Origin of the sequence: Streptomyces sp. NPDC056144 (assembly GCF_042264145.1) — a bacterium.
GTDB lineage: Bacteria > Actinomycetota > Actinomycetes > Streptomycetales > Streptomycetaceae > Streptomyces.
Map to the genome: position 1 here is coordinate 237,735 of NZ_JBHJVF010000010.1, position 12,278 is coordinate 250,012.

Sequence of the window (12,278 nt, forward strand, 5' to 3'; positions counted from 1 at the left end):
CTATTCCACCGATTCGAAGCGCCACCGGTGGACCGGACGGGTGATCAGCTCCGCCTCGGGCTCCGGAAGTTCCGGCAGCTCCGCGTCGAAGGCGTCCGCGTCCCACCAGGTCAGGACGAGGACCCGGTCCTGCGGCGCGCGGAAGGTCTCGCGGCGCAGCGGCTCGTACGCCGTGGTCTGCGCGCGCGCCCACTCCAGGAGCTCGGCGCCCCGGCCCTGGACCGCCCGGGCCTCCCACATCAGGGCGAGCCTCACGAGTACAGGTTCTCCTTGCTGACCTCGTGCACGTGATCGTGGGAGTGACCGTGACCGTGGCCGTGGCCGTGGTCATGCGCATCCGCACGCCCCGGCACGTGCGGGTCCGTCACCGGCAGCGACGAGTCCGCCGACAGCTCCAGGTCCGAGGCGGGCCGGTTGCGGGCCACCATCTCGGAGCCGAGCGCCGCGACCATCGCGCCGTTGTCGGTGCACAGCCCCGGCCGGGGCACGCGCAGCCGGATCCCGGCCCGCTCGCACCGTTCCTGGGCGAGCGCCCGCAGCCGCGAGTTCGCGGCGACGCCGCCGCCGATCATCAGGTGGTCGACGCCCTCGTCCTTGCAGGCGCGTACGGCCTTCCGGGTGAGGACGTCCACGACGGCCTCCTGGAAGGACGCGGCCACGTCCCGTACCGGCACGTCCTCGCCGGCCGCCCGCTTGGCCTCGATCCAGCGGGCCACGGCGGTCTTGAGGCCGGAGAAGGAGAAGTCGTACGCGGGGTCGCGGGAGCCGCTGAGTCCGCGCGGGAAGGCGATCGCGTTCGGGTCGCCCTCCTTGGCGAGCCGGTCGATGACCGGTCCGCCGGGGAAGCCGAGGTCGAGGACGCGGGCGATCTTGTCGAAGGCCTCGCCGGCCGCGTCGTCGATCGTGGCGCCCATCGGCCGCACGTCGGAGGTGATGTCGGAGGAGAGCAGCAGCGAGGAGTGCCCGCCGGAGACGAGCAGCGCCATCGTCGGCTCGGGCAGCTTGCCGTGTTCCAGCTGGTCGACGCAGATGTGCGAGGCGAGGTGGTTGACGCCGTACAGCGGCTTGCCGAGGGCGTACGCGTACGCCTTGGCCGCCGAGACGCCGACGAGCAGGGCGCCCGCGAGGCCGGGTCCGGCCGTGACGGCGATGCCGTCGAGGTCCTTCGCGGAGATCCCGGCCGTCTTCAGGGCGCGCTCGATCGTCGGGACCATCGCCTCCAGGTGGGCGCGGGAGGCGATCTCGGGCACGACGCCGCCGAAGCGGGCGTGGGTGTCGACGCTGGACGCGACGGCGTCGGCGAGGAGCGTGGTGCCGTGGACGATGCCGACGCCGGTCTCGTCGCACGAGGTCTCGATGCCGAGCACGAGGGGTTCGTCAGCAGCCATCAGATCTCAGTCCCAGTTTCTTGAACGGTCAGTCGCATCACGAGCGCGTCGACGTTTCCGGGCTGGTAGTAGCCGCGCCGGAAACCGATGGGCTCGAAGCCGAAGCGCTCGTAGAGCTTCTGGGCCCGTGTGTTGTCCACGCGCACTTCGAGGAGGACCTCGTCGCACTCGAAGGCGGTGGCGTGGTGGAGCAGGTCGGAGAGGAGGCGCGCGCCGAGCCCGGTGCCCCACTGGTCCCGGGCGACGGCGATCGTCTGGACGTCGCCGAGGCCGCCGGCCGCGGCGAAGCCGGCGTACCCCACGAGCCGCCCGGCCGCGTCCTCGGCGACGATGTAGCGCCGGGTGGCGCCGGGGCCGCGGGAGTGGGCCAGCTCGGACCAGAACATCCCCGCCGACCAGGCGTCCTCGGGGAACAGCTCGGCTTCGAGGGCGAGGACGGGCTCGATGTCCCACCAGCGCATCTCGCGCAGGACCGACCCGGTCACGGCCCCCGTCACGTCGGCGCTCAGCGGGGCGCTCACTTGGGGGTGACCACCTTGTAGTTCTTCGGCACCTGCGCGTCGGGGCGGCGCAGGTACAGGGGCAGCGGGTCGAGGAACCCGCCCTCGCCCTTGGCGAGCTTCTCCGCCGCGAGGGCGGCCAGCGCGGCGGCCGACTGGTGCTCGGGGTCGCGGGCGTCGGGGAAGGCCTCGGGGTAGAGGCGGGCGCCCGCGCCGACGACGGGGAGCCCGGCGAGCTCCTCGGCGATCTCGGCGGGCCGGTCGACGGCCGCGTCCGTCACGCGCGTGCGTGCGTCGGCGTACCGCGCCCAGTAGACCTCCTTGCGGCGCGCGTCCGTGGCGACGGCGAAGGGCTCGTCGATCCCGGAGGCGTACGCGAGGCCGTCGAGGGTGCACAGGCCGTGCACGGGGACGCCGAGCGCGGAGGAGAAGGCGGCGGCGGTGACGAGGCCGACGCGCAGACCGGTGTACGGGCCGGGGCCGACGCCGACGACGACGCCGGTGAGCGCGTCGAGCTTCAGCCCGGCCTCCTTGAGGACCCGGTCGACGGCGGGCAGCAGCAGCTCCCCGTGGCGACGGGCGTCGACCTGACTCTCCGAGGCGACGACGGTCTCGCCGTCGTGGAGGGCGACGGTGACGGCGGGGGTGGCGGTATCCATGGCGAGCAACAGCACGCGAACAGCCTACGGCTCCGGCGGCGGACCCCGCCCCGGGACGGGGTCCGGGCGGGCGGACCCCCGCGCGCACCCGGGCACGGCGGCCGGGCCGGGGAGGCGCCGACTGCTACCGTCACCCTTCGATACGTTCGTACGAGAGGTGGGCACGGTGGCACGGAGCAGCTCGGGAATCGTGGCCGGGCTCACGGCGGCGGCGGTCGCCGCGGTCGCCTTCCTCGCCTACCAGGCCTCGGCCAGCGCGCCCGCCGACCTCGCGGTGAAGCCGAGGACGCCGGGCGTGGCCTCCCCCTCCGCCTCGGCGACCGGCGGCCCGAAGCAGCCGCCGAAGAACCCCCTCGCGATCCCGGCGGACTCGGGCGTGGGCGAGCGGGTCGTGTACGCGCTCCACGACCGCCGCGTCTGGCTGGTGGACGAGAAGAACAAGGCCACGCGCACGTTCTCGGTGATGCCGAGCACGGTCCACCCGGCGCCGGGCGGTTACCGGGTGACCTCGCGCTCGGGTTCGGTGCGCGGCTCGGACGGCGTGCAGATCGAGCACGTGGTGCGGTTCGCGACGACCCAGGACGTGGCGATCGGTTTCAGCGCGGCGGTCGACGGCTCGACGCCGTCCCCCGACCCGTCGAAGAAGACGGGCGGCATCCGCATGAAGCGGGCCGACGGTGACGCGCTGTGGTCGTTCGCGACGATCGGCTCGAAGGTCGTCGTCGTCGGCTGACCGGAGCCGGCCCCCTCGGCTCACGATTCACCCTCCCCCGATCGAGCGAAACCCACTCTCTCTCCGTAACCGGACGTGTACGCTGCGTAACGCGTTCATCCCCCCACGAGAAGAGAGGGCACTCCCATGCCCACGAACCTGCTGACCCGCAAGATCGGCCGTCACTTCGACCTCATCGACACCAACGGTGACGGCAGCATCACCTGGGACGACTTCGAGCTGATCATCTCCCGCATGGCCAAGGAGTTCAGCCTGCCGGTCTCCGCCCCGAGGATCATCGCCCTCAGCGACGCGTACCAGGGCCTCTGGGACGGCCTGCGGGAGAGCATGGACACGGACGGCGACGGCGAGATCAGCCGCGAGGAGTACGTGGCCGGGCTGGAGTCCGACGCCGCGTCGGGCGAGGGCTACCGCCGCCTCGTCGTGCCGGTCGCGAAGGCGATCATCGCGCTCGGCGACACCGACGGCGACGGCCGCCTCGACAGCGAGGAGCTGGCCCGGATCCACGCCGGCCTGGGCATGGGCGACAAGGACCACCAGGAGGCCATGGCCCGCATCGACCTCGACGGCGACGGCTACGTCACCGAGCAGGAGCTCGCGCAGGCCATCGAGGAGTTCTTCCTGAGCGACGACGAGTCCGCGGGCGGCAACCACCTCTTCGGCAAGATCTGACGCCGAGCGCACGGCTCTGACGCCGAGCGCACAGCGCAAGGGGCGCCGCCGGTCCCGGGGGACCGGCGGCGCCCCTTGCCGTGTCCCGTCAGCCCCGCGCGTCCAGGAGGGCCCGCACCCGGCCGCGCTGCCACTTCCCGCTGGTCGTGCGCGGCAGCCCCCCGGGCCGTACGGGCTCCACGTGGACGGCCGCGAGCCCCAGCCGCTCGGCGAGCGTCCGGCGGATCGACCCGGCCACGGCGTCCGGATCGCCGCCGGGGGCGATCTCGGCGGCCACGACGAGCCGCTCCCTCGCGTCGTCCGCGAAGGCGACACAGTTCCCCCGGTGGACACCGGGCTGCTCGCGGGCGAGGTTCTCGGCGTCCTCGGGGAAGTGGTTCTGCCCGTTGACGATGATCATCTCCTTGCGGCGGCCCGTGACGAAGAGGTCCCCGTCCAGGAGGAATCCGAGGTCGCCGGTGCGCAGCCAGGGCCCGTCGAAGGCGGTCGCGGTGGCGGCGGGAGCCGCGTAGTACCCGGTGGTCACGGCGGGACCGGCGATCTGGATCTCGCCGAGCCGCCCCGGCCTGCGGAGGGCACCGTCCGCGCCGACCACCCGGAGCCGCATCCCCTCGACCGGCCGCCCGACGCCGACGAGCGCCTTCGCCCGGGGGTCGTCGGCCGCCACCGGGACGGCGAGGCCGTCGTCGGCGAGCCGCGCCCGGTCGAGGTGGACGACCCGGGGCTCGGCGCCGGGCGCCGGGAAGGCGACGGCGAGGGTCGCCTCCGCCATGCCGTACACCGGATACATCGCGGAGGCGGCGAGCCCGGCGGGCGCGAGCCGCGTGACGAAGGCGTCGACGGTGGCGGCCCTGACGGGCTCGGCGCCGTTGAAGGCGAGCCGCAGCGGCGAGAGGTCGAGCTCGGCGAGCAGCTCGGGGGTCGCGGCGGCGGCGAGGCGCGCGTACGAGAAGTCGGGGCCGGTGAGGACGGTCGCCCGGGTCTCGGAGAGCAGCCGCAGGAGCCCGGCGGGGCGCCGGACGAAGTCCATCGGCGGCACGAGGTGCACCCGTCCGCCCGCGAGGAACACGGAGAGCGGGCCGAAGAGGCCCATGTCGTGGAAGTGCGGCACCCAGGACACCATCACGTCGTGCCGGTCCATCGCGGCGGACCTGACGATCGCCCGGAGCCCGGCGAGGACGGTCGCGTGGGAGAGCATCACGCCCTTGGGGGCGGAGGTGCTGCCGGAGGTGAACTGGACGACGGCGAGGTCACGGGGCGCGACCCGGGGCAGCGCGGCCCCGGCCGCCCCTCCCCGCTCCCCGTCCTCACCGTCCGGCTCCCCGTCCTCCTCGACCAGGGTCACGGCCGGGCACAGGGCCCGCACCGCGCGGGCGGTGTCGGCGCAGTCGCGGTGGACGACCAGGTGCCGCATCCCGGCGGCGGCGACCGCCGGGGCGAGCCGCTCGGCCTCGCGCTCCGGCAGGCCGACGGCGGCCGGGAACATGCTCGCGGCGGCCCCCGCCCGCGCGATCCCGAGGAGCCCGACGAGGACGAGCGGGCTCGTCGGCGCGAGCACGCCGACGACCTCGCCCGGCCGCACACCGGCGGCGACGAGCCGAAGGGCGAACCGCGTGGCGGCGCAGTCGAGCTCGGCGGCGGTGAACCGATCGCCGGTACGGGGGAAGGCCACGGAGGGCCCGGAGCCGAGGGCACGGACGGCCTCGGGGAGCGTGAGGCACGCGAAGGGGTCGAGGGAGCCGAGGGGAGCCATGGGTCACCCGGGGATTCGGTCGAGACGGACGAGAAGGGGGGCCGCCGGGGTCACGGTGGAGCCGTTGAGGGAGACGTCCCCGACGTACGGCCCCGGGGGCGCCGTCAGCCGGAACTCCCGCACCACGGCGGCGGCGACGAGCTTGGTCTCCAGGGTCCCGAGATGGATGCCGGCGCAGATCCGCCGACCGGCCCCGAACGGCGTGAGCGCGTACCGCCCGTGCCGCTCCCCCTCGACGAAGCGCTCCGGCCGGAACGCGTCGGGCTCGGCGAAGGTGCCGGGGTCGCGCTGCGACTCCCCCACCGCGTAGAACACCTCGCCCCCGGCCGGAACCCGCGTCTCCCCGCACGCGAACGCGCCCGACGCCCGCCGGGGCAGCCAGGCGAGCGGCGGGTGCAGCCGGGCGGTCTCCTGGAAGACCGCGTCGAGGAACGGCGAGGGGGCCGCCGGCTCGGCGACCTCCCCCCGTACGGCCTCCTGGGCCTCGGGGTGGCGGGCGAGCAGCCACAACAGGCGGGCGGAGAGATAGCCGGTGGTCTCGTACCCGGCGAGGATCAGGATCGCGATGTTCTCCGCGATCACGTCGTCCGACGGCGGCCCGGGCAGCGCGCGCAGCCGCCGTACGGGCCCGTCGGCCGGGTCGCCGTCGCGGAGCCGTACGACCGCGGCGCGCAGCAGCTCCCGCACCCGCCGCCTGGCCCGCCCGACCCGCCGGGCGGCGCGGTTGCCGCCGGGTGTCCCGAGCTCGCCGTCCGGCGGGGTCCGCAGCTCGCCGTAGAGCCCGTACAGCTCCTCGGCCTCCTCCTCGTCGAGCCCGGCGAAGAGCCGGGCCGCGACGGCGAAGGCGGTGGTCTGGGTGACGGCGTGCAGATCGAAGGGGCTGCCCACGGGCAGCGAGCCGACGGCCCTCCCCACCACCTCCTCGATCGTCGCCCGGTGGGCCGCGACCGCGCCGCTGCGGAGCAGGGGCATGAGCGCCTGGCGGTACGTGCGGTGCGGCTCGCCGTCCAGGTTGAGGACCCCGCGGCCGAACCTGCCGCCGAAGACGACGTCCCAGCCCTCCGCGTGCGACAGCGCGGAGTCCGGCGCGGCGAAGAAGGCCTCGGCGGCCTCGGGCCCGGAGGGCAGGAACCGCGCGGCGGGGACCGCCGCGACGGGACAGCCCGTCAGCACGCCAGGGCCCGTCACCGCAGCACCACCTGCTCGGTGACGGCGATCTGCTCGACCAGTTCGTCCAGCGTCGACGGCGTCACGAAGATCCGGGGATCCACCTCGTCCTCGACCCCGAACGCCTCCTCCAGCATCACGAGCAGCTCGACCCTGGCCACCGAGTCGAGCCCGAGGTCCGCCGCGAGGTGCTCGTCACCGCTGATCGGCACCCCGGCGAGCTCGGGCCGGAGCTCCCGCAGGGCCGCCACGAGGACCGCGCGCACCTCCGGCCTGGTCATCCGTCGCTCGCTCACCGTGCTGCGCACCCCGCACCCCATCCACTCGCGTCCCGACAATCGCGAGGAATGCTACTCTACGCAACGTTTTACCCACACAGAGTAATCGGCAAACGGGGAGGGACACCACGATGGCGGCAAGCCTGGCGGGGCGGAACGCGCTGGTCACGGGCGGTTCGCGGGGCATCGGCCGCGCGATCGTGGAGCGGCTGACCGCCGAGGGGGCCCGGGTCGCCTTCGGCTTCCACCGGGCCGAGGAAGCGGCGCGGGAGGTCGCCGACGCCACCGGGGCGCACGCCATCCGCGCCGACCTCGCCGACTCCGCCGAGGTCGCCGCCCTCTTCGACCGCGCGGAGGAGGCCGTGGGCACCCTCGACGTCCTGGTGGCGAACGCGGCGGTGTGGCTCCCGCACGCGCGGATCGAGGAGGCGAGCGAGGAGACCTACGACCGGGTGATGGCGGTCAACACGAAGGGCACGTTCCTCGCCCTCCAGCACGCCTCGACGCGGCTGCGCGACGGCGGCCGGGTCATCACGATGTCGTCGATCGGGGTCCGCCGCCCGACGCCCGGCAACGCGGTGTACGCGGCCAGCAAGGCGGCCGTCGAGCAGTTCACGGCGGTGGCGGCGCAGGAACTCGGCCCGCGCCGCATCACGGTCAACTGCGTGGCGCCCGGCGCGACGGACACCGAGATGCTGCGGCAGTCCATGCCGCAGCGCCTGATGGAGCGGGCCGCCCGGAACACCGTCCTCGGCCGGCTCGGCACGGGCGACGACATCGCCGGGATCGTGACGTTCCTGGCCGGTCCGGACGCGGCCTGGATCACGGGCCAGACCATCTCGGCGACGGGCGGCCTGCTGTAGGGGGGGGTTACGCGGCCTTCCGGCCGACCTCACCCCGCCGCAGCACGGCCTCCACGACAGTGCCGGACTCAGCGACGGCGTCGCTCTCCGCACCGACCTGGGACTCGGCTCTGCGCGGCGGCGTGGAAACGGCCTGGACCGCGGCGCCGAAGGCCAGCAGCTGGCCGATCGAGACCTGCTCCCGGCCGTGGTCGCCGTGTTCCGCGCGCTGTGGCGTCGCCATGCATGCCTCCCGTTGGTTAGGTACCCCTAACCCTCTCCTGAGTCCATGTCACCACGACCCCTACCGCCCACGCAATATCTTGCCGACAGCTTGTCGGAACCTCCTACGAACGGACGTACAAAAGTCCCCCGGCCGAGGGAGGGACAGGCGGGCGGGGACAGGCGGGCGGGCTCAGCCGAGAGCGAGGTCCTCGTCCGCCCACCGCGAGCCGATCCCGCGCAGCACGACCGTGCGCCGGTCGTCGTCGGTGTCGCCGGTCACCCGGTGGATGAGGACGTGGAGCCGGTCGTCGGTCAGCTCCTCGACCTTGCCGTCACCCCACTCCACGACCACCACGGACTCGGGAAGGGAGACGTCGAGGTCGAGGTCCTCCATCTCGTCGAGACCGCCGCCGAGCCGGTACGCGTCCACGTGGACGAGCGCCGGGCCGCCGACCAGGGACGGGTGGACGCGGGCGATGACGAAGGTCGGGGAGGTGACGGCCCCCCGCACGCCGAGCCCCTCGCCGAGGCCGCGGGTCATGGTGGTCTTCCCGGCGCCGAGCTCACCGGTGAGCATGACGAGGTCGCCGGGGCGGAGGATTTTCGCGAGCCGACGGCCGAGGTCCTGCATCTGCTCGGGGGAGTCGATGGCCAGGGTGGCGCCGGAGACGGGCGGGTGCGCAGCTTCCATACCCGCAAATCTAGCCCTTGGCGGGAACGCTCCCCGCCGCGCGGACGAGCAGGTCGTCCAGGCGTGCCGTGACGGCCTCGGGGTGCTCCAGCATCACCAGGTGCCCGGCGTCGGGAACGATGACGAGCTCGGCCTCGGGCAACAGCTCCCCGATGACCTCGGTGTGGGCCGCGGGAGTGATCAGATCCCCGTCACCGGCGAGCGCGAGCACCGGGACGTCCCGGAACGCGGCGAGCGCGGCGGACTTGTCGTGCTCGGCGAAGGCCGGGTAGAACTCGGCGACGACGTCGATCGGGGTCGCCTCGATCATCCGCTCGGCGAAACGGGCCACGGCGGGATCGACGTCCGCCGAGGCGAACGAGTACTTCTTCACGACCCCGGCGAACAGGTCGGCCGTCGCCCTGCGCCCGCGCTCGACCAGCTCCGCCTGGGAACCCAGCACCCTCAGCACCCCCGGCAGGACCCGCCGCACGGCGTTGACGCCGGCGAGCGGAAGCCCGTACGACACGTCCCCGAGCTCCCCCGCCGACGTACCGACGAAGGCGGCGCCGACGACCCGGTCGCGGATCAGGCCGGGGTACTGGGCGGCGAGCGCCATCACCGTCATGCCGCCCATCGAGTGCCCGACGAGGACGAGCGGCCCCTCGGGGGCGGCGGCGTCGAGGACGGCCTTGAGGTCACGGCCGAGCTGGTCGATGGAGACCGGCACCCCCTCGGGCCCGGACTGGGCGACGCCACGGGCGGAGCGGCCGTGGCCGCGCTGGTCCCAGTAGACGGCACGGACGCGGCCGCGGAGGGCGGCGCGCTGGAAGTGCCAGGAGTCCTGGTTGAGGCAGTAGCCGTGCGAGAAGACGACGGTGAGCGGCGCGCCGGAGTCGTTGTCGGGAACCTCGTCGACCTCGTCGACCTCGTAGTACAGCTGGGTCGCGTCATCGGCCCGAGCCCACCCGGAGACCCCCCGGAGATCCCCGTAAGGCCCGCTGGAGTCGAGCGCCAGCCGGGCCTTCTGGCGTACGGAACGGCCGACCGTGAGCCGCTCGACGGCGACACCGGCGGCGGCCCCGGCCGCGAGCACGCCGATCGCGGCCCCGGCGATCCCGGCCCGCTTCCAGCCGCTGGACGACTCGCTCACAACGCCCCCTAAAACGGTGTCTGCCTGTCGTCTACTCGTTCAGATAGACGCGCGGCACGCGCGCGCCGATCCGGGTGACGATCTCGTACGCGATGGTGTCGGCGGCCACGGCCCAGTCCTCGGCCGTCGGCTCCCCCCGGTCGCCGGCGCCGAAGAGCACGGCCTCGGTGCCGGGCTCGGGAGTGTCGCCGCCGAGGTCGACGACGAACTGGTCCATGGCGACCCGCCCGGCGACGGTACGGACACGGTCGCCGACGAGGACGGGCCCGCGCCCCGAGGCGTGCCGGGGCACCCCGTCGGCGTACCCGAGGGGCACGAGACCGAGGGTGGTCTCGGAGCCGGTGACGTAGTGGTGGCCGTAGCTGACACCGTGACCGGCCGGGACCTGCTTGACGAGCGCGACGCTCGCCTTCAGCGACATGACGGGCCGCAGACCGAAGTCGGCGGAGGTGCCGAGCTCGGGGCTCGGCGAGACGCCGTACATCGCGATGCCGGTCCTGACCAGGTCGAAGTGGGACTCGGGCAGGGTGAGGGTGGCCGGCGAGTTGGCGATGTGCCGGACCTCGGGAGTGACACCCGCCTTCTCCGCGAAGTCGAGCATCGAACGGAAGACGTCGAGCTGCGCGGCGATGGAGGGGTGGTGGGGCTCGTCGGCGCACGCGAAGTGCGACCACAGACCGGTGATCTTGACGAGGCCGTTCTTCTCGGCCGTGAGGGCCTCGCCGACGAGCCGGGGCCAGTCGGCCGGCTGGCAGCCGTTGCGGCCGAGACCGGTGTCGGCCTTGAGCTGGACGCGGGCGGTGCCGCCGGTACGGCGGGCCGCCTCGACGACCTCCTCCAGGGCCCACATGCCGCTGACGGACATGTCGAGACCGGCCTCGATGCCCGCGTCCCACGGATCGCCCGGGGTCCACAGCCAGCACATCACGGGAACGTCGGTGATCCCGGCGGCGCGCAGGGCGAGCGCCTCGTGCGGAGTGGCCGTACCGAGCCACTCCGCGCCCGCCTCCAAGGCGGCGCGGGCACAGCGCACGGCGCCGTGTCCGTACGCGTCGGCCTTGACCACGGCCATGATCCGGGCGGTGGGGGCGATGCGGGCGCGCAGCGTGCGGACGTTCGCACGCAGCGCGCCGAGGTCGATCTCGGCGCGGGCTCTGCGGGGCGGAGGTGTCTCAGTCATCGCGCCCAGTCTCTCAGGTGTCAGCTACCGGGCCGCTTTCCCCAGATGTAGACCCGGTCACCCTTGCGCAGGACGTCCCACAGTTTCTTGGCGTTCGCGTAGCTGAGATTGACGCAGCCGCGACTGCCGGTGGGGGTGGCGATCTGCCCGTAGACGGCGTGGAAGGCCTGGCCTCCGCTGAAGAACTGCGAGTACGGCATGGGCGTGTCGTAGATCGACGACCAGTGGTCCTTGTGCCGCCAGTAGACCGAGTGCCACCCCGTCCGGGTCGCGTACCCCTTCCGCCCGCTCCGGATGTTGACGACGGCGTACGTGACCTTCTTGTCCTTCCGCACCCACATGAGCTGCCGGTCGAGGTCGACACAGGCGACGGCGTACTTCTTCACCGGGCAGCGACGGCCGGGATCGAGACTCTTCCGGGCGGCGAGCAGCTCGGCACGGGCCCAGGTGACGGGGCCCGCGTAGCCGTTGGCGGGCTTGATCTTCTCCTTCACCTGGAAGGCCTTGATGGCCTTGCAGTCGGCGGCGGACTGCTTGCCGTCGACCTTGAGCTTCAGCAGCCGCTCGACCTGCCGCTGGTAGATCCCGGTGGTCGCGGTACACGCCTCGGCGACGGCGCCGCGCGGCAGATGCTCGACGAGCTCGTCCACCGGCTGCTCGGGCACGGGCACCGGAACCACGGGATCGCCGTCGGAACGGAGCGGGGGAAGCACCTGGTCGGGCGTGTCCATCGGGTACTCGGCCCGGCCGGCCCCGACGACACCGGGAACGAGGGGATCGGGCTCGTCGGCCGCGGCGCCGCCGGGGGCGGGGGCGAGGGCGAGCGAGGCGGCGAGAACGAACAACAGGGGCGCGGTGCGGCTTCTTCTCCAACTGATCACCTCACTCACCCTTTCCCGCCGGGGGCGGGGTGGCGCGCGGGGTCGCACGGGTGGGGCAATGGATTGCGCCGGGTGGGGGGCGGGGCGGGGGGGGGCGGGGGGGGGGGCGGGGCGCCTGCGGCGGGCGTCTCCCCCACCCCGCCCCCTCGCGGAACCGGGGGGCAGCCCCGCGGACCC

At 73.8% G+C, this 12,278-nt stretch carries 15 protein-coding genes; 3 read left to right on the forward strand and 12 right to left on the reverse strand.

Annotation, left to right across the window (positions count from 1 at the left end; translation table 11 throughout):
- From ACFC0Z_RS27260 to tsaB, 4 genes are read right to left on the reverse strand one after another with little or no spacing between them, the layout of a single operon-like run.
- On the reverse strand, nucleotides 1–255 hold the full coding sequence (locus tag ACFC0Z_RS27260) for a hypothetical protein (protein WP_376443086.1): 255 nt from the start codon (nucleotides 253–255) through the stop codon (nucleotides 1–3).
- Nucleotides 252–1,388, reverse strand: coding sequence for a tRNA (adenosine(37)-N6)-threonylcarbamoyltransferase complex transferase subunit TsaD (tsaD, locus tag ACFC0Z_RS27265; RefSeq protein WP_376443088.1), 1,137 nt, complete (start codon nucleotides 1,386–1,388; stop codon nucleotides 252–254). The genes ACFC0Z_RS27260 and tsaD overlap by 4 nt, the downstream gene beginning before the upstream one ends.
- The gene (gene rimI, locus ACFC0Z_RS27270) at nucleotides 1,388–1,849 is read right to left on the reverse strand and encodes a ribosomal protein S18-alanine N-acetyltransferase (RefSeq protein ID WP_376443149.1); all 462 of its coding nucleotides are present in this window, start codon (nucleotides 1,847–1,849) and stop codon (nucleotides 1,388–1,390) included. The genes tsaD and rimI overlap by 1 nt, the downstream gene beginning before the upstream one ends.
- Nucleotides 1,850–1,905: 56 nt before the next feature.
- Nucleotides 1,906–2,562: a tRNA (adenosine(37)-N6)-threonylcarbamoyltransferase complex dimerization subunit type 1 TsaB gene (gene tsaB, locus ACFC0Z_RS27275; RefSeq protein ID WP_376443091.1), complete on the reverse strand. Its 657-nt coding sequence runs from the start codon at nucleotides 2,560–2,562 to the stop codon at nucleotides 1,906–1,908.
- 175 nt (nucleotides 2,563–2,737) lie between these two features.
- On the opposite strand from tsaB, the gene ACFC0Z_RS27280 reads away from it, so the two are divergent.
- Both ACFC0Z_RS27280 and ACFC0Z_RS27285 read left to right on the forward strand, forming a co-directional pair.
- Nucleotides 2,738–3,280 carry a hypothetical protein gene (locus ACFC0Z_RS27280; RefSeq protein ID WP_376443152.1) on the forward strand — a complete coding sequence of 181 codons (543 nt, stop codon included), beginning with the start codon at nucleotides 2,738–2,740 and terminating at the stop codon, nucleotides 3,278–3,280.
- 126 nt (nucleotides 3,281–3,406) lie between these two features.
- Entirely contained in the window at nucleotides 3,407–3,952 is a 546-nt protein-coding gene (locus ACFC0Z_RS27285) for an EF-hand domain-containing protein (RefSeq protein ID WP_376443094.1), read from the forward strand.
- An 88-nt stretch (nucleotides 3,953–4,040) separates the two neighbouring features.
- On the opposite strand, the gene ACFC0Z_RS27290 is transcribed toward ACFC0Z_RS27285, so the two are convergent.
- The 3 genes from ACFC0Z_RS27290 to ACFC0Z_RS27300 are packed head-to-tail and all read right to left on the reverse strand — an operon-like array spanning nucleotide 4,041 to nucleotide 7,168.
- Nucleotides 4,041–5,705: an AMP-binding protein gene (locus tag ACFC0Z_RS27290; protein ID WP_376443096.1), complete on the reverse strand. Its 1,665-nt coding sequence runs from the start codon at nucleotides 5,703–5,705 to the stop codon at nucleotides 4,041–4,043.
- A 3-nt stretch (nucleotides 5,706–5,708) separates the two neighbouring features.
- Nucleotides 5,709–6,893, reverse strand: coding sequence for a cytochrome P450 (locus tag ACFC0Z_RS27295; RefSeq protein ID WP_376443098.1), 1,185 nt, complete (start codon nucleotides 6,891–6,893; stop codon nucleotides 5,709–5,711).
- Complete coding sequence (locus ACFC0Z_RS27300) at nucleotides 6,890–7,168, reverse strand: acyl carrier protein (RefSeq protein ID WP_376443101.1); 279 nt, start codon at nucleotides 7,166–7,168, stop codon at nucleotides 6,890–6,892. Before ACFC0Z_RS27300 ends, ACFC0Z_RS27295 begins: the two co-directional genes overlap by 4 nt.
- Nucleotides 7,169–7,281: 113 nt before the next feature.
- Here ACFC0Z_RS27300 and ACFC0Z_RS27305 point away from each other — a divergent pair, with 113 nt between their 5' ends.
- On the forward strand, nucleotides 7,282–8,013 hold the full coding sequence (locus ACFC0Z_RS27305; protein ID WP_376443104.1) for an SDR family oxidoreductase: 732 nt from the start codon (nucleotides 7,282–7,284) through the stop codon (nucleotides 8,011–8,013).
- Nucleotides 8,014–8,020: 7 nt separating this feature from the next.
- Here the strand turns inward: ACFC0Z_RS27305 and ACFC0Z_RS27310 are convergent, their stop codons facing one another.
- The 5 genes from ACFC0Z_RS27310 to ACFC0Z_RS27330 form a co-directional block, all read right to left on the reverse strand.
- Complete coding sequence (locus ACFC0Z_RS27310; RefSeq protein WP_376443107.1) at nucleotides 8,021–8,236, reverse strand: hypothetical protein; 216 nt, start codon at nucleotides 8,234–8,236, stop codon at nucleotides 8,021–8,023.
- Between the two features lie 171 nt (nucleotides 8,237–8,407).
- Nucleotides 8,408–8,908: a tRNA (adenosine(37)-N6)-threonylcarbamoyltransferase complex ATPase subunit type 1 TsaE gene (gene tsaE, locus ACFC0Z_RS27315; protein WP_376443109.1), complete on the reverse strand. Its 501-nt coding sequence runs from the start codon at nucleotides 8,906–8,908 to the stop codon at nucleotides 8,408–8,410.
- A 10-nt stretch (nucleotides 8,909–8,918) separates the two neighbouring features.
- A complete protein-coding gene (locus ACFC0Z_RS27320; RefSeq protein ID WP_376443112.1) occupies nucleotides 8,919–10,040 on the reverse strand; it encodes an alpha/beta fold hydrolase in 1,122 nt (373 codons plus the stop codon).
- A 31-nt stretch (nucleotides 10,041–10,071) separates the two neighbouring features.
- Complete coding sequence (gene alr / locus ACFC0Z_RS27325) at nucleotides 10,072–11,220, reverse strand: alanine racemase (RefSeq protein ID WP_376443115.1); 1,149 nt, start codon at nucleotides 11,218–11,220, stop codon at nucleotides 10,072–10,074.
- A 20-nt stretch (nucleotides 11,221–11,240) separates the two neighbouring features.
- A complete protein-coding gene (locus tag ACFC0Z_RS27330; protein WP_376443117.1) occupies nucleotides 11,241–12,065 on the reverse strand; it encodes a L,D-transpeptidase family protein in 825 nt (274 codons plus the stop codon).
- Nucleotides 12,066–12,278 lie beyond the last annotated feature (213 nt).

What these genes read in the sequence shown, in the direction of transcription:
- tsaD (WP_376443088.1), bottom strand. Translation starts at nt 1,388, where the DNA reads ATGGCTGCTGACGAACCCCTCGTGCTCGGCATCGAGACCTCGTGCGAC.
- rimI (WP_376443149.1), bottom strand. Translation starts at nt 1,849, where the DNA reads ATGCGCTGGTGGGACATCGAGCCCGTCCTCGCCCTCGAAGCCGAGCTG.
- ACFC0Z_RS27285 (WP_376443094.1), top strand. Translation starts at nt 3,407, where the DNA reads ATGCCCACGAACCTGCTGACCCGCAAGATCGGCCGTCACTTCGACCTC.
- ACFC0Z_RS27290 (WP_376443096.1), bottom strand. Translation starts at nt 5,705, where the DNA reads ATGGCTCCCCTCGGCTCCCTCGACCCCTTCGCGTGCCTCACGCTCCCC.
- ACFC0Z_RS27305 (WP_376443104.1), top strand. Translation starts at nt 7,282, where the DNA reads ATGGCGGCAAGCCTGGCGGGGCGGAACGCGCTGGTCACGGGCGGTTCG.
- ACFC0Z_RS27310 (WP_376443107.1), bottom strand. Translation starts at nt 8,236, where the DNA reads ATGGCGACGCCACAGCGCGCGGAACACGGCGACCACGGCCGGGAGCAG.
- tsaE (WP_376443109.1), bottom strand. Translation starts at nt 8,908, where the DNA reads ATGGAAGCTGCGCACCCGCCCGTCTCCGGCGCCACCCTGGCCATCGAC.
- alr (WP_376443115.1), bottom strand. Translation starts at nt 11,220, where the DNA reads ATGACTGAGACACCTCCGCCCCGCAGAGCCCGCGCCGAGATCGACCTC.